At 63.0% G+C, this 19,170-nt stretch carries 19 protein-coding genes and 1 tRNA gene; 13 read left to right on the top strand and 7 right to left on the bottom strand.

From position 1 onward, the window contains the following. Positions 1-159: 159 nt before the first annotated feature. From AX703_RS00935 to AX703_RS00920, 4 genes are all read left to right on the top strand, one after another. The gene (locus AX703_RS00935) at positions 160-948 is read left to right on the top strand and encodes a CmcJ/NvfI family oxidoreductase (protein WP_156451861.1); all 789 of its coding nucleotides are present in this window, start codon (positions 160-162) and stop codon (positions 946-948) included. A gap of 56 nt (positions 949-1,004) precedes the next feature. Then, positions 1,005-2,486, top strand: a complete 1,482-nt coding sequence (locus tag AX703_RS00930) for a carotenoid oxygenase family protein (protein WP_062341953.1) — start codon at positions 1,005-1,007, stop codon at positions 2,484-2,486. Beyond that, positions 2,483-3,400, top strand: a complete 918-nt coding sequence (locus AX703_RS00925; RefSeq protein WP_062341987.1) for an SDR family oxidoreductase — start codon at positions 2,483-2,485, stop codon at positions 3,398-3,400. Before AX703_RS00930 ends, AX703_RS00925 begins: the two co-directional genes overlap by 4 nt. A gap of 144 nt (positions 3,401-3,544) precedes the next feature. Then, positions 3,545-5,050, top strand: a complete 1,506-nt coding sequence (locus AX703_RS00920; protein ID WP_062341951.1) for an MFS transporter — start codon at positions 3,545-3,547, stop codon at positions 5,048-5,050. A gap of 6 nt (positions 5,051-5,056) precedes the next feature. On the opposite strand, the gene AX703_RS00915 is transcribed toward AX703_RS00920, so the two are convergent. Then, positions 5,057-5,797 (bottom strand): SDR family oxidoreductase, encoded by a 741-nt coding sequence (locus AX703_RS00915; RefSeq protein WP_062341949.1) that lies wholly within the window; start codon positions 5,795-5,797, stop codon positions 5,057-5,059. A 170-nt stretch (positions 5,798-5,967) separates the two neighbouring features. On the opposite strand from AX703_RS00915, the gene AX703_RS00910 reads away from it, so the two are divergent. From AX703_RS00910 to AX703_RS00900, 3 genes are all read left to right on the top strand, one after another. Further along, positions 5,968-8,184: a hypothetical protein gene (locus AX703_RS00910; RefSeq protein ID WP_062341948.1), complete on the top strand. Its 2,217-nt coding sequence runs from the start codon at positions 5,968-5,970 to the stop codon at positions 8,182-8,184. Next, a complete protein-coding gene (locus tag AX703_RS00905) occupies positions 8,181-9,236 on the top strand; it encodes a zinc-binding dehydrogenase (protein ID WP_231735291.1) in 1,056 nt (351 codons plus the stop codon). Before AX703_RS00910 ends, AX703_RS00905 begins: the two co-directional genes overlap by 4 nt. 304 nt (positions 9,237-9,540) lie before the next feature. Next, a complete protein-coding gene (locus AX703_RS00900) occupies positions 9,541-10,188 on the top strand; it encodes a Crp/Fnr family transcriptional regulator (RefSeq protein WP_082734333.1) in 648 nt (215 codons plus the stop codon). A 22-nt stretch (positions 10,189-10,210) separates the two neighbouring features. Here AX703_RS00900 and AX703_RS00895 read toward each other — a convergent pair whose 3' ends face one another. Both AX703_RS00895 and AX703_RS27710 read right to left on the bottom strand, forming a co-directional pair. Beyond that, complete coding sequence (locus AX703_RS00895) at positions 10,211-10,828, bottom strand: DUF4142 domain-containing protein (protein WP_062341941.1); 618 nt, start codon at positions 10,826-10,828, stop codon at positions 10,211-10,213. A gap of 104 nt (positions 10,829-10,932) precedes the next feature. Then, a complete protein-coding gene (locus AX703_RS27710; RefSeq protein WP_082734332.1) occupies positions 10,933-12,516 on the bottom strand; it encodes a hemerythrin domain-containing protein in 1,584 nt (527 codons plus the stop codon). 258 nt (positions 12,517-12,774) lie between these two features. Between AX703_RS27710 and AX703_RS00885 the strand changes: the two genes are divergently transcribed. Genes AX703_RS00885 through AX703_RS00875 form a run of 3 tightly spaced genes read left to right on the top strand, consistent with a single transcriptional unit; the run spans position 12,775 to position 15,268 of the window. After that, entirely contained in the window at positions 12,775-13,404 is a 630-nt protein-coding gene (locus AX703_RS00885) for a Crp/Fnr family transcriptional regulator (protein ID WP_082734331.1), read from the top strand. After that, the gene (locus tag AX703_RS00880) at positions 13,401-14,099 is read left to right on the top strand and encodes an SRPBCC family protein (protein WP_062341937.1); all 699 of its coding nucleotides are present in this window, start codon (positions 13,401-13,403) and stop codon (positions 14,097-14,099) included. The genes AX703_RS00885 and AX703_RS00880 overlap by 4 nt, the downstream gene beginning before the upstream one ends. Then, positions 14,099-15,268, top strand: a complete 1,170-nt coding sequence (locus AX703_RS00875) for a zinc-dependent alcohol dehydrogenase (RefSeq protein WP_062341985.1) — start codon at positions 14,099-14,101, stop codon at positions 15,266-15,268. The genes AX703_RS00880 and AX703_RS00875 overlap by 1 nt, the downstream gene beginning before the upstream one ends. 3 nt (positions 15,269-15,271) lie before the next feature. Here AX703_RS00875 and AX703_RS00870 read toward each other — a convergent pair whose 3' ends face one another. Further along, a complete protein-coding gene (locus AX703_RS00870) occupies positions 15,272-15,727 on the bottom strand; it encodes a DUF6766 family protein (protein WP_052242722.1) in 456 nt (151 codons plus the stop codon). A gap of 233 nt (positions 15,728-15,960) precedes the next feature. Here AX703_RS00870 and AX703_RS00865 point away from each other — a divergent pair, with 233 nt between their 5' ends. Continuing rightward, on the top strand, positions 15,961-16,494 hold the full coding sequence (locus AX703_RS00865) for a CinA family protein (RefSeq protein WP_082734330.1): 534 nt from the start codon (positions 15,961-15,963) through the stop codon (positions 16,492-16,494). 2 nt (positions 16,495-16,496) lie between these two features. On the opposite strand, the gene AX703_RS00860 is transcribed toward AX703_RS00865, so the two are convergent. Beyond that, positions 16,497-16,573, bottom strand: a tRNA-Pro gene (locus AX703_RS00860). Between the two features lie 109 nt (positions 16,574-16,682). Between AX703_RS00860 and AX703_RS00855 the strand changes: the two genes are divergently transcribed. Continuing rightward, entirely contained in the window at positions 16,683-16,949 is a 267-nt protein-coding gene (locus AX703_RS00855) for a hypothetical protein (RefSeq protein WP_062341934.1), read from the top strand. A 13-nt stretch (positions 16,950-16,962) separates the two neighbouring features. On the opposite strand, the gene AX703_RS00850 is transcribed toward AX703_RS00855, so the two are convergent. Continuing rightward, the gene (locus tag AX703_RS00850; RefSeq protein WP_062341932.1) at positions 16,963-17,748 is read right to left on the bottom strand and encodes a sulfite exporter TauE/SafE family protein; all 786 of its coding nucleotides are present in this window, start codon (positions 17,746-17,748) and stop codon (positions 16,963-16,965) included. Further along, complete coding sequence (locus AX703_RS00845) at positions 17,745-18,668, bottom strand: MBL fold metallo-hydrolase (RefSeq protein ID WP_062341930.1); 924 nt, start codon at positions 18,666-18,668, stop codon at positions 17,745-17,747. Before AX703_RS00845 ends, AX703_RS00850 begins: the two co-directional genes overlap by 4 nt. Before the next feature lie 110 nt (positions 18,669-18,778). On the opposite strand from AX703_RS00845, the gene AX703_RS00840 reads away from it, so the two are divergent. After that, positions 18,779-19,084 carry a helix-turn-helix transcriptional regulator gene (locus tag AX703_RS00840; RefSeq protein WP_062341928.1) on the top strand — a complete coding sequence of 102 codons (306 nt, stop codon included), beginning with the start codon at positions 18,779-18,781 and terminating at the stop codon, positions 19,082-19,084. The last annotated feature ends 86 nt before the right edge of the window (positions 19,085-19,170 follow it).

The following is a 19,170-nucleotide window of genomic DNA, read 5'->3' as shown; positions in this document are numbered from 1 at the left end:
CCACCCCGCTGCGACTAGGGCCTGCTGCGCAGACCCAAGTCTCGCGGCCCTCCCGCCTGCGGGAGGGCTGTATCAGCGCCCTCTTCCCCCCTCCCGCAGGCGGGAGGGGTGGGCATTGCGTGGACCCGCGCCAACAGCGGGCCGGCAGAGGAGAGCATGATGGAAGCGCTGATTGCCTACTCGGGCCGCAAGTTCGCGCGGCCGCGCTACTATGCCAACGCCCATGAGCGCGACGAGGTGGACATCGTCCCCGTGCCCATGACCATGACCGATGCGCGGGGGCTGGGCACCAGCATCGACCGCGAGGGCTTCGAGCTCGTCCCGCACAAGAGCGCCGTCACTGATTTCGCCGACCGCGACAAGGTGACGCGCGTGCATATGCGCGAAATCGAGGACCTGGTGCAGGCGCGCACCGGTGCGGACTTTGTCCACGTTGGCGCGCCGGGGCTGCTGCGCTTTTCCGAGAAGAGCGGCAAGGCGGGGAGCCTCGACAATTCGATGCCGGCACGTTTTGCCCATATCGATATCTCGGACCGCACGGCGCAGGCCTTCGGCGAACGAGGGGCGAACGGGCGGATCTTCGTGCGATGCGCGCACTACAACGTGTGGCGCGCCATCTCGCCGCCGCCGCAGGACGTGCCGCTGGCGTTCTGCGACGCGCGCACTATCTCTGCGCAGGACCTGATCGCAGCCGATGCCGTGTTCGATGCGCCGGGGCAGCCAGAGTGGTCGTTCGAGGGGGTGGTCGTCGCGCATAATCCGGCGCACCGCTGGCACTGGTTCTCGCAGATGACGATCGATGAAGCCGTCCTGTTCAAGACCAATGACAGCGATCCTGCGCTCGCACACCACGTTCCGCACGTGGCATTCGACCTGCCCGGCTGCCCTGCCGATGCGCCGCCGCGCGTGAGCATCGAAATGCGTGCGACCGCCTATTGGTGGGCTTGATTGACTTGCGCTTTGCGCTACACATACCGTAACAAATGATAGGGTGAGGTGTGGTGATGGGTGCGTATCCGCAGACGATCTACTTTACCGGCGCAAACGAGCCGGTGGGGCAGGAAGTGGACCTGCGCGGGCTGAAGGTGGAGGGCGACCTGCCAGCGGAAGTGCGTGGCAGCTTTTATCGCGCCGTGCCTGATCCCGCTTTTCCGCCCATGTTCGACAATGACCACACGCTTTCGGGCGATGGCATGGTCAGTCGCCTTTCGTTCAACGCTGATGGCACGGCGGACTTCCTGATGAAGTTCGTGGAAACCGCGCGCTACAAGGCCGAGCAGGCGGCGGGCAAGGCGCTGTTCGGCAAATACCGCAATCCGTTTACCGATGATCCTTCGGTGCAAGGCGTCGACCGCACCGTGGCCAACACCACTCCGGTGTGGCACGCTGGACGCCTGCTGATGGCCAAGGAGGACGGGCGGCCCTATGGCGTCGATCCCAGGACGCTGGCGACGCTTGGCTCCTACGATTTCGGCGGCGCGCTCAAATCTGAAACGATGACCGCGCACGTGCGGATCGATGCCGAGACAGGCGAACTGTTCTTCTATGGTTACGAGGCAGACGGGCAGGCCTCGACCAAGGTCGCCTATTGCATCGTTGCGCCCGATGGCACGCTGAAGTCGGAACAGTGGTTCGATGCGCCCTATTGCGCGATGATGCACGATTTCACGATCAGCAAGAACTACGCTCTGTTCCCGATCTACCCGACGACAGCGGACCTTGACCGGTTGAAGGCGGGCGGGGAGCACTGGCACCATCAGCCGGAGCTGGAATCCTGGCTGGGCGTGATGCCGCGTTATGGCGACGTGCGCGAGATCAAGTGGTTCAAGGGGCCGAAGGGTTGCCATTCGTACCACATGATGAACGCGTGGGAGGACGAGGGCGGCATGCTCCACTTCGACGCCTGCCTGAACAATACCAACGCCTTCGCCTTCATCCGTGAGCCTTCGGGTATCCAGATGGGTCCGCAGGACATGCAGGGCGCGCTGACCCGCTGGACGGTCGATCCGCGCAGCGAAGGCGGCGAGGTTACAGAGACGATCATCGGCCCTCCCGGGGATTTCCCGGTGATCCCGGCGAAGTTGCAGGGACGTCCCTACAAGACCGGCTGGATGCTCTCGATGAACCCCGAGTTGCAGGGGCCGCCGTTGTTTGCAGGGCCGGTGGGCGTGAGCTTCAACCTGCTGCTCCGTCTGGACGGGATGGATACAGCCAGCCCCCAGGTGACCAATGCACTCGCCCTGCCGCCGATGGCCGGATTCAACGAGCCGGTGCATGTGCCCGCTGCTGATCAGGCCAAGGATGGTTGGCTGGTGTTCATCATGGACCAGCAGACCGGTGACAACCAGTTCGTGCATGAAGCCTGGGTGGTCGATGCCGGGAACATCGGTGCAGGGCCGGTGGCGAAGGTCCACATTCCAACGCGGCTGCGTCCGCAAGTGCATGGCTGGTGGGTGCCGCAGGCGCAGTTGGACGCTCTGGCATGAGCCGTATCGTCATCACCGGAGCTTCGGGCAATTATGGCCGCGGCGTTACCGACCGGCTGATCGCGCTGGGGCGTGCAAGCGACCTCATCCTGATCACCCGCAAGCCTGAGAAGCTCAGCGACCGCGCCGCGCAAGGCTGCGTCGTGCGCTACGGCGATTTCGACAAGCCGGGAACGCTGGTCGAGGCGGTGCAGGGCGCTGACAGGATGCTGCTGATCTCGAGCACGCGGGTTGGGGCGCGCGTGGTGCAGCACAAGGCGGCGATCGACGCTGCGGCTGCGGCGGGCGTTGGGCATGTGGTCTATACCAGCTTCATCGGCATCGACGATCCCGCCAACCCCGCCGAAGTGCGGCACGATCATATCGAGACCGAACGCCTGATCCGCGCCTCGGGTTGCGGCTGGACGATGCTGCGCGATGCCCACTATGCCGATGCGATGATCCTGATGGCCGGCCCCGGCGTGATGCAGAGCGGCAAGTGGTTTTCCAACGCCGGAGAGGGCCGCGAGGCGATGGTCTGGCGCGACGACTGCATCGAGAGCGCGGTGGCGGTCCTGACCGGTGAAGGCCACGAGGGCCGAATCTACAACATTACCGGGCCGGAATTGCAGACCTTCGGCGAAGTTGCGGCGATCATGGCCGAAGTGACCGGGCGGCCTGTCGAATACGTCTCGCTGGATGACGAAGGCCAGTATGCGATGTTCGACGCCATGGGCATCCCGCGCCGCCCGGTCGATGATCTTGAAGTCGCCGGCATCCCGTGGAACAGCGACGACATGGTCAGCTTCGGCCGCGCCATCCGCGAGGGGTTCCTTGAGCTCTGCACCGACGACGTGGAGCGGCTGACCGGGCGCAAGGCGCGATCGGTGCGTCAGATGATCCAAGAGAACGTGGCATTGCTGCGCGGGGCCTGACGCCCAGGCATCCGAGCACCCGATGCGCATGACGTTCTAATTGCTGCCAAGCGCTCGCTCCCAGAGGGAGCGCGCTTCGGCGCACGGCGGGAAACTGCAAGTCCGCCCCGGTTTTCCTTCGTCAGTACTCGCGAAGGAAATGCAATGCTCGCTCCACAACCACTGATCAGTGAGGATGAGCGCGAGCGCGGATTGCAGACGATCGTCTATGAGGCGGCATTCTCCAACGCGACTGCTGCTCTGACGACTGGCGTCATTCTCACCACGTTTGCCCTGCATCTTGGTGCCGACAATTTCCTGATCGGCCTGCTGGCGTCGCTACCGTTTCTGACGCAGCTTGCCCAGCTACCTGCGATTGCGCTGGTGGAACGTCTGCGCGCGCGGAAGGCCATTGCAGTGTGGTCAAGCGTGTTCGGGCGAATGATGCTTGGGACCATGGCGCTGTTGCCCTTTGCCGGAGGCCCGGCTCCATTGCTGCTGGTGGCGATGACCCTTGTGCTCTGCCTGCTAGCGGCGGTCGGAGGATGCGCCTGGAATTCATGGATGCGCGATTTCGTGCCAGACGAGCGCATGGGACGCATCTTTGCGCGGCGGACGACCTGGGCGACGATCACCACTGTGGTCGCAGGAATTGGCGCCGCGCTTTGCCTTGAGTACACGCAGGAAGGATCACACCAGCGCGACCTTGCCTTCAGCGCGCTGTATCTGGCCGGATGCCTTGCCGGGATTGCAAGTGCCGCGATTGTCGCCCGGATTCCCGAACCGACCATGGCCCACGCCGGACCACGTACAACTCGGCTGTGGGAACTGATGCGCGAACCGGCATCGGATCCGAATTTCAGGAAGCTGCTCGGATTTCTGGCCAGTTGGCAATTTGCCGTCAATCTGGCGACGCCTTTCTTCACGGTCTATCTCGTTCGCCAGCTGGGATACAGCATGCCCGTCGTCATGGCGCTAGCGATCGCCAGCCAGTTGGCCAACGCGTTCGCCTTGCGGAGTTGGGGTGTCCTGTCGGACCGTTTCAGCAACAAGTCAGTCCTGCTCGTCGCTGCTCCAGCCTACATTGCCTGCATCGCCGCAATGGCGGTGGCCTCGCAGATCGACCATGACGGCGCGCAGCTTGTATTCCTGATCGGACTTCACTTGTTGATGGGCAGTTCCGTTGCCGGTGTCACGCTCGCCACCACGAATATCGGCCTGAAACTGTCCCCCCGCGGAATGGCATCATCCTACATTGCTTCGACGGCGGTGGTTACGGCGCTGGCCGCAGGTGCAGCGCCGGTCATTGGCGGTCTGTTCGCAGACTTCTTCGCCAATCGCCGTTTCGAGCTGGTGATACGCTGGACCAACCCGGAAGGCGTCTTCGCTTTCCTGCCCTTGAAGTTGGGCAACTGGGACTTCTATTTCCTGATTTCGGGCGTGCTGGGGCTCTATGCCTTGCACCGGCTCGGCCCGATCAGCGAAGCTGGCGAGATTGCGCAGCGCGACATGGTGCGCCACGTTCTGGTCCAGGCCCGCTCGTCGGTCCACGCCTTCTCGACCGTTACGGGCTTTCGGGCCCTTACGGAAATGCCGGGGAGCATTGTCAGGGAATTCAGGGTGAGGCGCAGATTTGCGCGGCGCCATGCCCTCCGCATGTTTGACGAATGAGCATCCTTACGCTGTTTTCTGCCTGATCGGCTCCATGCGCAGCAGCGAAACATCGCAGCGTGGCGAGCGCGTCAGCGCAAAGATGATGCCTTCGGCGATTTCCTCTGCGAAGAGCATCTCACCCTGCGCAATCGCCTCACGTTGTTCATCGAGGGAACACTCCTGCATGTCTGTGCCGACAGAGCCCGGCTCGACGACTGTCACGCGAATGCTCTTCTCGCCAATCTCCTTGCGCAAGGTCATCGCAAAGGCATTGATGCCGGCCTTGGTGGCAGCATAGACACTTTCGCCTCTCGCCTTGATATCCGGGCTGATCGAGCTGATCAGTACCAGATGGCCCTCCTGCCGGGGAAGCATGCGATCGAGCGCGCCCCGTGCATAGGCCAGAGTGCCGACGAGGTTGGTCTCCACGACATAGCGCCAGTCGTCATTCTCCATCTCGTGCAGGGGCTGCGCGCCGAGCGCGGCACAGCATATCAGCGCATCGATCTCTCCGAGGCGCGCATCGGCTGCTGCGAACACCTTTTCGACATCGGCATGACAGGCGACGTCGGCATTCATGCCGGCGCCCGCATCCAAGTTCGCCAACCGCAAGGTCTCCGCAAGCGGTTCGGCTTCGCGCCCGATGGTGAAGAGTCTTGCACCCTGGCGGGCGAGTGCAAGAAAGGTGGCCCGACCGATTCCGGTCGTTCCGCCGGTGATGAGAATGCGGCGTCCTGCCAGCGATCGCGTGAGCTCTCTGTCCATCCGGATCGAATGGCTTCGCGCGCCACTCGTTTCCGCGCCTTAACGCAGGATCAGCTTTGCGCTCGGTTCGTCGTTTTTCAAAATCGTTCCAGTAACTTGACCTGCCCAAAAGGGAAACATCGCAGTCTTTGCAACGTTCACTCTGCACAACCAGCAAGGGGACGAGCAGCATGGCAAGAGATGACGGCACCTCCCTTTCGACGCCGGAATTGATCGTGGCCGAAAAGGTCATTGCGCAGGATGGCGCACGATCGCTGGCCAAGGCCGAGCACGGTGGACTTTCTGTAGAGGTCAAGTTCACGTCCGACGCGCTTTGGGTGATCTTTTGCCGTGACGGGATTGTCGGCCTGGCACTGCGCTTTCCGGTATTCGGGAGCGACGCCGTGGCGCGCGTTCGTCCGGCCGATGGGGCGATAGCGTCGGTGGAATGGCATGGTCCTGCCGGGCATGCCACGTTGCGTGTGACAGCCGATGCCTTTGGGCTCGAACAATTCCGCGCACAGTACTGCTTCACGCCGACCGCCTCGTTGCGGATCAGCAAGTTGCCTCGAGACATCGTGGCATTTGGCGCCGAAGGTCGGGCCGATCCTTGCGGCGTGACCGTCGAGGCGCAACAGCGCAAGCTCAACACAGCCCTGCTGTATTTCACGCTTGGCGAGGAGCAGTTCGGCAAGGTCCTTTACCTTCAGAACCTCACCGCGTTGAACCCCTACTTCAACGCGACCGGATCGAAGCCCGAAAATGCGGTCCGGGCTGAAATGCCCGAGATGGGTTATTCTCCGCCGCTCAATGCAGACACCGGCCATGCCGACCTGCCGGCGGGCAAGCCCATCATGCTTTACGACACGATCCTTGCCATCCGCGCCTATCCGCAGGCTGAGGAGGCGGATTCCGCGTGGCAGTTCCTCGACATGATCGGCGGCATCTACCCGTTGCTGTCCCCGCCCAAGGCCGATTTCCGTCATTGGCCGTCCCGCGCAGAGGCGACCGTACAGGACCTGATGCACGCCCCCGAAGCGCGTATCGAACACTTCGGCCATGTCTATTTCCACCCATATACCGCCAGTGAATATCCCGACGTCATGGTCCAGCTGGCCATTGCTTCTGCACTTGACGACTGGGGCCGGTGGAAGGGCGTGAGCCACCCGCTGGTGCGCGAGATCATGGCGGGGATCGAGGGGTTCCACGACAAGGACCTGAAGACTTTGCGCCGCTACCTGCCCAATGTCGGCAAGGACAAGAACGCGAACGCCGTCGACAGCTGGTACCTCTACCACCCCATGCTCAATCTCGCCAACCTGGCCATCGCCGGCAACAAGCAGGCGCGCGAGCTTTTCCTCGACACCATCGACTACGGCATCAAGGCGGCGCGCCACTTCAGGTACAAGTGGCCGATTCTCTATGACATGCGCGACTTTTCGGTGATCCAGGATGTCGCCGAGGCCGACCAGCGCGGGCAGACCGATGTCGGCGGCATCTACGCCTGGGTCATGCTGCAGGCCTTCGAGCTGACGCTCGACCGTCGGTTCGTCGACGAGGCCATAGCCGCGATCGAGGCGGCCAGGGGCATGCGCTTCGACCTGAACTATCAGGCCAACCTCACCGCCTGGGGTGCGGCGGCCTGCGTGCGGCTGTGGCGCATCACTGACCGCAAGGACTTCCTCAAGCAGAGCTATGTCTATCTCGCCAGCTTCTTCCACACTGCGCAGATCTGGAACAGCGACATCGGCATGGCCCGGCACTGGCGAAACTTTCTCGGTGTCACGTGCCTGCAGGACGCGCCCTACATGGCCGCCTACGAGTGCTTCGACAGCTATTCGGCGTTCGAACGCTATCTCGATTATGGCGGGCCCGACCTGATACCGTCCGTGCGCCTGCTGCTTTCGGAATACTGCCGCCACGCGCTCGATCGGGCATGGTTCTACTACCCCGATGCACTGCCGGAAGAGAGTGTCGCCAAGGACGACATCCGCAACGGCTATATCCTGCGGCGCCTCAATTTTCCCTTGGAAGACCTTTATCCAGACAGCCAGCCTGCGGGTCAGGTTGGCCAGGAGATTTACGGCAGCGGCGCGGCGCTGATCTACACCACCCGCAGCTTCAGGCGGATCGAGGGCGTCCCTTTCCTGATCTGGTGCGACGTCTTTGTCCGCGCCGTCCACAAGATCGACGCGACCACCATCAGCATGCGCATCGATGGCCCGGCCGGAACCGAAGCGCGGCTCGCGCTGGTGATGGAAGATGGCAGCACGACTGACGGCATCGAACCGCGCCTGGCCACATCCGACGGCCGAGCCCTGCCCTTCGAACTGCAAGAAGGTCGCCTCGAAGCGCGCCTTCCCGCTGACGCTTCGCTCCTCTTCGCCTGGAAAGAGACCAAGAAATGATGAAGGCTGCGCTCAAGACCGACGAAGGCATTTTTACCATAGAGGAGGCGGAGCTTCCCGCGCTGCCGGGGCCGGACTGGGTCATGGTCCGCGTCCGCGTGGCCGGAATCTGCGGCACGGACCTGCGCCATTGGCAGAAGCACGAGCATGATCTGGCCGGCCACATCATGGGCCACGAACTTGCTGGCGACGTGGTCGAGATCGGCGGGGAAGTGACCAACGTTGCCGCCGGAGACCGCGTCGTCGTCGAGACGGTGCTTGGCTGTGGCCACTGCGAATGGTGCCGCGCCCGCCAGTACAATATCTGCCCGGACCTCTACGCCACCCGCAGCAAATACGTCTCGCGCGCCTATGGCCAGTTTCTCGTTGCCCCGGCGAGCCATGTCTATCGCTTGCCGGACCACGTGAGCTACGAACAGGCATCACTCATCGATACCTTCTCCGTCTGCCTGCATGCACAGCATCTTTCCGGGCTGACGATAAATGAGCGCGTGGCGATCGTCGGCGCGGGACCGATCGGTCTCGGCCAGCTCATGCTGGCCAAGGCATCCGGCGCCGACGTGCTGATCATCGACACGGTCGACCACTCGCTCGAGCTAACCCGCGAACTGGGAGCCGACGTCATCGTCAATTCCACGCGTGACGATCCGGTGGCAGCGATGAAGGCCATGACCCATGGCCGGGGCGCGGACATCGTGTTCGAATGTGCCGGAGGTGAATCCATGCCGCAGACCCTTCCTCTGGCCACGGAACTGGCGCGACGCGGAGGCAAGGTCGTCATCATCGGCGGCTTCGATCCGGGTGTGCAGGAAATGCCGCTCGAATGGCAGCGCATCCAGATGAGCGAGATCCAGCTTATCCCCAGCGCCAGCTTTGCCTGGTGGCACCTCGACAAGGAACAGGGGCAGGTGCTCGAACTGCTCGGCAAGGGCAAGCTCGACGCTGCGCGCCTGATTACCCACCGCTACCCGCTCGACCGCATCAACGAAGCCTTCCACTGCGCAAACGACAAGGCGAGGACCGGCGCAGTGTTCATCGCAGTCGAAATGTAGCGCCTCGGCCGATGGCTACTGCAAGGGGATGCCGGACGGCAGTGCGCCGCTGTCGGCCCAAACATGGATTAACTTGCGGGAACGCGTGCTTGGAGGACGATATCTAATGTTTCAGCCTGGAAGAAGACGAGGCGGGTTTGTGGCACATTTCCTGCTGGCCAGAATTCCATCGCCACCGCGAACTGCGGCAAGCAACAGGGCCAGCCTATGATCGCGGATGTACTGGCGCAATTGATGCCATTTTCTCTCGCAGGGACGGCGAAGGCCGACACCCTATTTCCGATCCCCGAGGAACTTGAAAAGCATGGCACAGGCACGGCAGTCCTCAGGACCCCGGATGTTCAACCGGTACTCACATCTCGCAAGGGCAGGCGATCATTGCGCAGACATCCATCGCATCAGGGAAGGTTGGGCTTGTCGGTATGACATTCTTGCAGACGGACGACGGCAGATAACGGACCTGTATCTTCCCGGCGACTACTGCGAGCCGCAATGGCTGATCACCCGAAAAGCCAGTGCGCCCATCATGGCCTTGACGCGCCTTTCCACCGATCCGGTCTCGATAGATTTTCTCTACCGACAGGATCAGGATGGAGTGAGACAGGTTCTCTCCGGGATCGTTCGCAACCTGGAGAGGCAAACCCAATGGCTCGTCCGCCTCGGGCGGAAGAATGCGACGGAACGCATTCTTGAGCTGCTTGCCGACCTACACGAAAGACTAGGCGCAAGCGATCAACCGACGTTGATCTCGTTGAGCCAGATCGAGATAGCCGATGTCGTCGGTCTGACCCCGGTTCACGTCAACCGGATCCTTCATCGCCTGGCCGAGAAAGGCCTTGTCGTTCAGCAGAGGCGGAGCCTGTTCGTCACGCCACTCATTGCGATAAGCGCAGAACAGGGCCCCGAAAAGTGCCCGGTCAGGAAGCCGGACGTGGTTCATGCCGGTAGCTGAAGCGCGCGTCCGTTAGCCGTCCTCAGGGCTGCATGTTGCGGACTTCGGCGAGGTGCTTCTGGACGACGGGCGCAGTCTTGGCGGCAAAGTCCATCAACGGCTTCGCGTCCCCGCTGCTCGCATATGTCGTCAGCATGGCATAGGCTTTCTCGTGCGCTTCCACCTGCTGCCGGATGTAAAGATCATGGGCGGATTTGCCATCGGCAGCCTGAAGCTGCTGGAGCTTGCCCTGCTGCGCATCGGTCAGGATGGGGGCTTGGCGCAACTGAACGCCCTCAACCTTGCTCGCCGCAGCCTGGAGCGCGTTCGCCGAAGTAGTGTGATCGCGGATCATCATCTGCGCAAAGTCTCGCAGATCGCCGGTGACTCCCTTTGACTGGACGATCCTGGCGCTTTCCAGTTCGAACTGGTCACTGCCGGAAGCCGCATCGACGAAGGCCTGACCGGTGAGGGGCAGGGCCTCTCCCGCAACAGCGCCGGTTCCGGGAGTTGCAGTGGCCGCAGCGCTATCGTCTGCAGCATCGGTGGCCGGGCCGGTTGCAGCGCCATCATCGCCCCGGGGAGCGTTGCACGCCCCAAGAGCGGCGGCCAGCGCCAAGATGACTGCGGTGCGGCTTGCGCCTTTCGGAAGTAGGGGCATGGAATGGTTCTCCTTTTCCTGCAGGTTCCGGGGTTGTGTCTCTCATGATGCAGAGTGAAGGGGCCGGACATTCACGCCCGACCCCGACACTTTCCGCTCAGAGTTCAGTTCCGATTGTCCCAACCCCTGCGGGCGGCTTCCGAATGCCCACGGGAATCCCCGAACCAGCCACCGTGGCCGCCGCTTCCACCGCGACCGCGACCGCGATCGTCGTCGTCATCGTCTCGCCCGCGATAGGAGCGGGAAGAACCACGATCATCGTCGTCGCGACCGCGCGACGAGCGCGTCGATCCGCGGTCTTCCCAGCCCCGGCGCGAAGCTTCGGAGTGTCCTTCGGAATCACCGAACCAGCCGCTGCGGCCATGATCGGGGTTGTCCCAGCCGCGACGCGCCGCTTCGGAATGGCCGCGCGAATCCCCGTACCAGCCGCTGTCGCCATGATCAGGGTTGTCCCAACCCCGGCGTGCGGCCTCGGAGTGCCCGCGGGAATCGCCATACCAGCCGCGCCCGTCGTTGCCGCCGCCATTTCCGCGGCCATTTCCACCCTGGCGGCGCCCGCCGCGATCGTCGTCGTCGTCGCGGCTGCTCCCGCGTGAGGAATAACCACGGTTGTCGTCGTCGTCATCGCGCGACGAGCGCGACGAGCCACGGTCCTCCCAGCCGCGACGGGCTGCTTCGGAATGGCCACGCGAATCTCCGTACCAGCCGCGTCCATCATCATCACCGCGGCCGCCCCCGCTACGCCCGTTACTGCGCCCGTAGTCGCGGTCGTCATCGTTGCGGCCCCGGTTCGATCCGCCGCCATTGCGAGAGCTGGTGAAGCGTCCATCCTCATCTCGTTCGCGCCCGGAGCCGCCGTCGCGGCGGGATCCGCGATCATCGTCCGAACCGTTGCGGCCTCCTGCACCGCCTCTGGCAAATCGACCCTGATCGTCGCGTTCCTGCCCGCGCTGTTGATAACTGGCCATTTCGTATTCCTCTCGTTGGTTGTTCGTGGATCGAATGTGGATCGCCACCGGCTCTCCGCCGGGGAGACGATCGCGCTGTTCAAGCTCGGCACGGCGCTGCTTCAGCCGTTGAGCCAGTTCCGGGGTGTCCACCCCATGCGCCTGGGCTTTGGCAAAGATGCCGTCCTTGCCGCTCTCTTCCTCCCCGACATGGTGCTTGACCTGTTCGGCCAGCACCTTGACCTTGGCATCCCGGAAGGGATCGTCATCGCGCAGGTTCATGAGATCGGCGATGAGCACCTTCGCGCTGTCATGTTCGACCTGCGCCTCGTTCAGCGGGTCGTCTTCCGGGATGCTGTCCCGACACGCCGGGTAGAAGATTTCCTCTTCCAGCATCGTGTGCAGGGTCAGCGCTTTGCAGACCTCCTCGATGAGCGTCTGCTTTTCCTCCTCGCCAGCCTTCTCGAAGCGGGCGAAAAGCTGTTCGGCCTTGCGATGATCGGCCTTCAGGCTCGCAATCGCGCTCCGATCCGGGTCAGTCGTTCTTGCTGCGCCCGTCTTTGCTGCACCTTGCTTGCCAGCGGTCTTGCGAGCCTGCTGCGCCTTGGCCCCGTTTGCGCCGCCGCTGCCGGATGAGCTCTGTGACTTGTTCTCGTCCCCGACAGCGGAACTGCCCGGTTTGGCGTTCGCCGTATTCTCGGCGGCCTCGTCGTTTGGCTTGGCGCCAGCCTGTGATGCCATGGGATTGCCTCCTCTCTCTGTGCCCGGCTGCAAGCGCCGGATCGCATCGGGAAAAGGCCGCACGCAGCGTGTTCGATCCTCTGCGCTAACCTGGTTGAAGCAATGTCCGCCGTGCGGGCCACACCTGCGGCGAACAGATCGGCGCGCTCTGTCCACGGCACGCCTCAAACGCGGAAAACCTTTCTACATTAATGGGTTAGTCCTGCATCAGTCGTTCATGACGCAGTGAGCGGGTGCAGCACGATTGGACGCCAGCCCATGCACAAGCGAATATCGGAAGTCCCCTGGAGACAATTCAGGCGGTACGAACATCTCGCCCGCGCAGGGGACCGCTCTGACTGCATATACTGCATCAAGGATGGCTGGGCGTGCCGCTACGAGTTGCTCCGCGACGGCCGCCGCCAGATCACGGCGCTTTATCTGCCCGGGGAGTACTGCGAACCGCACTGGCTCCTGTCCGGCCAGGCCCGTCTGCCAGTGATGGCCCTGACCCGCCTGACCGCGAGGCCGATTCCGCTTGGCCAGATCGATCACCCCGGCGAGGGCGGGGTCAGGAATGTCCTTCACGCCATGGTCCAAGCCATGGAGCGGCAGGCGCAATGGATTACCCGCCTTGGCCGCAAGAACGCCACCGAACGGATCGTGGAGCTTCTCGCCGATCTGCGCGCCAGGCTGGGCAGTGATGACGACAAGGTCGTGATACCGCTGACCCAGCGCGAGATTGCCGACATCGTGGGGCTGACGCCTGTCCACGTGAACCGCGTGCTGCACCGGCTGGCTGAACAGAACTGCGTTCACCTGTGCGGCAGAAGCCTGCTCGCATCCACGCAGATGGATCACAGCACCGAGCAGCACCCATGCGCTGAAAAGCAAGGAGAACAAGGATGAGCAGGCACGAACCACCCTCGGGCCGACAGGCATTGGCGGCTGTGGCCATGACGACGGCGATCGCTGCAGGCATCGGGCTGGTGCTCGGAGCAAGGCGTCGGCCCCGTGACGTGAGTGGGGACTCTGCTCCGGGCTATGCCGCGCGACGGTCATTCGGGAGCTATGCGGTAAGCGGCCGCAGCGTGACCATTGCCCGTCCGCGCGAGGAGTTGTTTGCGTTCTGGCGCGACTTTGCAAATCTCGCCCGGTTCATGGAGAACGTCGAGGACGTGCGGTCGGTCGGCGGGGACGGGCGCAATGTCTGGACGATCCGCGCGCCTGCGGGACGGACCGTCGCAATCGAAACGGTGATTGCGCGCGAGGAACCGGGCAAGCTGATTGCGTGGCGTTCAGTTGCCGGGTCGGACATCGATACCGAGGGGCGCGTGACGTTCGAGGATGCACCGGGCGAGCGGGGGACCCGGGTCAGCGTGCGCATCGCCTACAAGCCGCCAGCCGGTGAACTGGGGCGACTGTTTGCCAAGCTGCAGGGGCGGGAGCCTGAAATCCAGGCCCGCCGCGATCTGCGCCGGTTCAAGATGCTGATGGAGGCAGGGGAAATAGCGACATCGGCAAGACGCAAGGAGCAGACCCGCGCTGCAAGACAGGCGCGCGAGGAACAGGACCAGGCTTCCACTCCAGCGGAGAACGCATGATGCGCGCATTGACCTTTCACGGTACGCAGGACGTCCGTGTCGACACCGTCGACGATCCCGAGATCATCAACCCGCGCGACGCAATCATCCGCGTCACCTCGACGGCGATTTGTGGTTCCGATCTCCATCTTTATGATGGCGTGATCCCCGGGGTGATGCCCGGAGACATTCTTGGCCACGAGTTCATGGGCGAAGTGGTTGAAACCGGGCCGCTCAGCACGCTTGTCAGAGGACAGCGCGTGGTGGTGCCCTTTACCATCAGCTGCGGCCGCTGCTTCCATTGCAGTCGTGAGGAGTTTTCGGCCTGCGACAACTCGAACCCGGCCGAAAAGCAGGACCTGGCGGAAAAGGCCTATGGCCACGCGACGTCAGGGATCTTCGGCTATTCGCACATGACCGGGGGCTATTCGGGCGGCCAGGCGGAGTTTGTCCGGGTGCCATTCTCCGACGTCGGCCCCATCGTCGTGCCTGAGCGTCTGGATGACGAGCAGGTCCTGTTCCTGTCGGATATCCTGCCGACGGGGTGGATGGCAGCGGAGAACGCACAGATCGAACCCGACGATACCGTAGCCATCTGGGGATGTGGTCCCGTTGGCCTGTTTGCAGTTCAGTCCGCTCTCGCCATGGGGGCGGCCAAAGTCATTGCAATAGATCATTATCCCCACCGGCTCGAGCTGGCGCGTGGTCTCGGTGCAGATATCATCAACTTCCGCGAGACCAATGTTCTCGAGGCACTGATGGACATGTCAGGCGGCCTTGGTGTCGATGCGGTGATCGACGCGGTGGGCATGGAAGCGCACGGCTTTGCGATCGACAACATCTTCGATATCGCCAAGCAGAAGATCGGTATCGGCGCCGACCGGGCCGCTGCGCTGCGTCAGGCGCTGCTGGCTGTCCGCAAGGGCGGGCGCGTTTCGGTTCCCGGTGTCTATGGCGGACTGGCCGACAAGTTTCCGCTCGGCGCGCTCATGGAAAAGGGGCTGCAACTGCGCACCGGGCAGACTCACGTGCAGCGGTACGTGAAGGATCTGCTTGCGCGGATCGAGGACGGCACTCTCGACACCACGTTCCTCATCAGCCATCGCCTGCCGTTGGAAGAAGCGGCCACGGGATATCGGAACTTCAAGGAACAACAGGATACCTGGACCAAGGTCGTGCTCAAACCCTGACACTCATGATCCGTCGGCGCGCTCCTGCTCGTGTCCATGGGGGCGGGGGTGCCCATGGTGACGCAGGTATCTGTCGTCGATCCCCTGGAGCAGGGCATCCGCGCGTTCGCCGGCCTGCAACCGTATCAGGGCATCGATCTTCGCTTCCATGCGGTCATCGTTTTCCTTCGATGTGGGCGATCCGACATAAAGGAAGTAGGCGAGCCCGATCACCTGCCACATCAATTGCAGGAATTCCGACTGCCAGTTCTCGAAGGTATCGCGCAGCATCTCATCCAGATAGGCGCTCCATTCCGGCATCTGCCCGTGCGTCTGCGACTCATCCACGTAGGCTTTCCAGCCAAACCACCAGTGCAGGGCAAAGGAACCGAGGAAGAAGGCCAGCGTGATCCAGCCGTAGGCGTATTTGCCCCATATCCCGCGGCGGGATGCCTGATCCTCTGTGCGGCTTTCCGGCATCGCTTCGCTCCGTTGCAATCGCGTTGGTACTCACCCGGGCAAAACCGGTAGCCAGTCGGATAGGTTCCAAGCATATGAAAAGGCGTTGGAAACCGGAACCTAACGGCAAACCTCCGATTGACCTTCGTGAAAAGCAAACGCGTCGTGACAGACACGCCAAAGCCGGGGCGGCTGGCTGGGAGAGGCTGGTCGCTCTCAATGGCGCCAGTCCATGTTCGGCCAGGAGATGATGCATGCCAACGGACGACTTGCCTGACGGTATCGAGAGTGCCGAAAATCATGCCAGAAAGGTTCTGGCGCAGATCTCGGCAGCGGGCCTGACGGTGGCGACTGCTGAAAGCTGCACTGGCGGGCTGCTTGCATCGTTGCTGACCGACATCGAGGGTGGCAGCAGCGCATTTGATCGCGGCTTCGTCACCTATTCAGCCGCTTCAAAGACCGAAATGCTGGGAGTACAGGCCAACGTGATTGCCATGTTCGGTGTCGTCAGCCGCGAGGTGGCTCTGGCAATGTCGCAAGGTGCATTGGAAAACAGCAGCGCGGATATCGCCTTAGCCATCACCGGCTTTGCGGGCCCTGGCGGAGCGCGCGACGAGGCCGGACTGGTCCACCTTGCCGCCAGCGGCAAAGGCCATCTTGCGATCACGCGCGAATGCCATTTCGGCCTCGCGGACCGGGCGCTCGTCCGTCAGCGGTCCATCAACGCCGCGCTGGAAATGCTGGAGGAAGCCTGTGAGCGCCTGACCGACTGGCGCAAACGGACATGAAGTGGTCGGGGAGATAGGATTCGAACCTACGACCCTCTGGTCCCAAACCAGATGCGCTACCAGGCTGCGCTACTCCCCGACTGGTGACGGCCCCTAGTTTCTCCAGGCCCTGCGCGCAAGCGGAAACGTCCCGCCAGTTCGCTTTGGTGGATTGCTCCATGGACTGCAGCGCGGCACAGAGGGCGGCGATGAGCAAGCGCAAGCGCCGATACCTGACTGCGACGATGCCCGATGGTTACGTGAAGACCATCGGGCCGACGACCGACAGTTTCACGCACTACTGGCGGATCGTCGCCGAACTGGAGAACGGCAAGACCGAGGTGTTCTGGGGCCACGCCAGATCTTTGGCCGAAGCGCGCAAGAAGCGGGCTCCTGCGCAGGAGGCGGCGAAGATGCGGGGCTGGAAAAGCTTTGCCTTCGAGATTGCCGAACTGGTCGAGACGGCGGCGCCCTGATTGAGTTTGGACCTTAGCCAATCAGTGCAGCGCCGCTGCGCGCAAGCATGTAAAGCGCCACGACGACGATCAGTCCGGCAAAGAGGGTGTTGAGTGTGCCCTTGCTTGCGGCAAGCCGGGTCGAAGCCCTGGTGCCGATAATCGATCCGGCAATGCCGCCGGCAATGAACGCAATCGCCAGGGGCCAGTCGAGCGTTCCCGACGCGGCGTAGTTCAGGGCTGTGGCAAGGCCGAAGGCGCTGACTGCGACAAGCGAGGTGCCGATGGCGCGGCCGACGGGCATCGAGGTGCTGGCGACAAGGGCCGGGACGATCAGGAAGCCACCGCCGATTCCGAAGAAGCCCGAGAGCAGGCCGGTGCCGGCGCCGAAGGCGAGCACGCGCGGCAGGTTGTCGCGGTTGCAGACGACGCCCTCGATCCCTTCGCTGCCGCGGCCTCGCCACATGAGGAAGGCGACGATCAGCATGAGCAAGGCAAAGAGGGCAAGCAGGCTCTGGCCGTCGAAGGCCTTGCCAATCGTTGATCCGCCGAGTGCGCCGAGCACGCCCGCCGCGGCGAACATGCCCCCGCAGCGCCAGTTGACGTTGCGCGCCCGGGCGTGGCTGGCGAGGCCCGACAGCGCGTTTGCCGCCACGGCCAGCGCGCTCGTGCCGATGGCAAGGTGCGGGCTGGCAACGCCGACGACATAGACCATGAGCGGCACGGCAAGGATCGACCCACCACCGCCGACAAGGCCGAGGACGAAACCGACGATCACGCCCGACAGGCTCGCCAGGAGATGTTGCAGATCGAAGATCACAACAGGTCTACCGGCAGGCGCAGGTAGCGCACGCCATTGCTGTCAGGTTCTGGCAGGTGGCCTGCGCGCATGTTGACCTGAATCGAGGGCAGGATGAGCTTGGGCATGCCGAGCGTGGCATCGCGCGCTTCCCGCATCGCGACGAACTCGTCCTCGCTGACGCCTTCGTGGACGTGGACGTTGGCAGTGCGTTCGGCGCCGATGGTTGTCTCCCAGACGAACTGGTCGCGGCCCGTGGCCTTGTAATCGTGGCACAGGAACACGCGCGTCTCGTCGGGCAAGGCCATGAGGCGGCGGATCGAGCGGTAGAGCGTGCGCGCGTCGCCGCCGGGAAAATCGGCGCGGGCAGTACCGTAGTCAGGCATGAACAGCGTATCGCCGACGAACACGGCATCGCCGATGACGTAGGCGAGACACGCGGGGGTGTGGCCGGGAACGTGCAGCGCCACGGCTTCAATCTCGCCTACGCGGAAGGCGTGGCCGTCGTCCATGAGCAGGTCGAACTGGCTGCCGTCACGGGCGAAGGCCGGGCCTTCGTTGAAGACCTTGCCGAAAACGTTCTGCACGGTGCGGATCGCTGCGCCGATGACGATCTGCCCGCCGAGCCTTTGCTTGAGATAGGGGGCGGCCGACAGGTGATCGGCATGGGCATGGGTTTCGAGCAGCCAGTCGACCGTGAGGCCGTGCGCTTCGACATGGGCAATGACGCGGTCGGCAGAAGCATGGCTGGTGCGGCCCGAGGCCTGGTCGAAATCGAGCACCGGGTCGATCACGGCTGCGCGCAAGGTGGCGGGATCGTGGACGACATGGGTCGCCGTGAAGGTTGCCTCGTCGAAGAATGTGGTCACGACGGGCACTACGGCCGAGGCACGAGTGGCGCTGATCTGGGCGGCGGCGGTAGCAATGGCATTGTCGGACATCGGAAGACTCCTTTGTCCTTTTATATAACTTATACCTAATATAAGACAAGTGTAATTTAATTGGCCTTGCAGTCTTGTACGTGGCGCAATCGGCGTTATCTGCTGAGCTTATGAAGCCCGCCAGCCTTGCCGACCTGAAGCAGAATGCCGCCGCGATGGCCGGGCGGATGCGCACGATGAGCCACCCCGAGCGCCTGCTCATGCTTTGCCGCATGGACGAGGGCGAGGTTTCGGTAACCGAGCTGGTCGAGCTGACCGGCCTGTCGCAGTCGGCGGTATCGCAGCACCTTGCGCGCCTGCGCGACGAAGGCGTGGTCGACAGTCGCGTGGCAGCGCAGGTGCGCTTCTACAGCCTGAAGGACGAGATCGTCCGCGCGATCATTCACGCCCTTTGCGAGATCTGCGAAAAGCGCTAGATTAATCACTGATCAATAAGCTGGATCGGATGCAGGAAGAGTCTTGCGTCATCGATCAAAATTAGAGTATTCATTCTATATTGAAT

The sequence above is a fragment of the Novosphingobium sp. CCH12-A3 genome, assembly GCF_001556015.1.
GTDB classification, from domain to species: domain Bacteria; phylum Pseudomonadota; class Alphaproteobacteria; order Sphingomonadales; family Sphingomonadaceae; genus Novosphingobium; species Novosphingobium subterraneum.
This window is presented reverse-complemented; position numbering and strand designations above follow the sequence as displayed.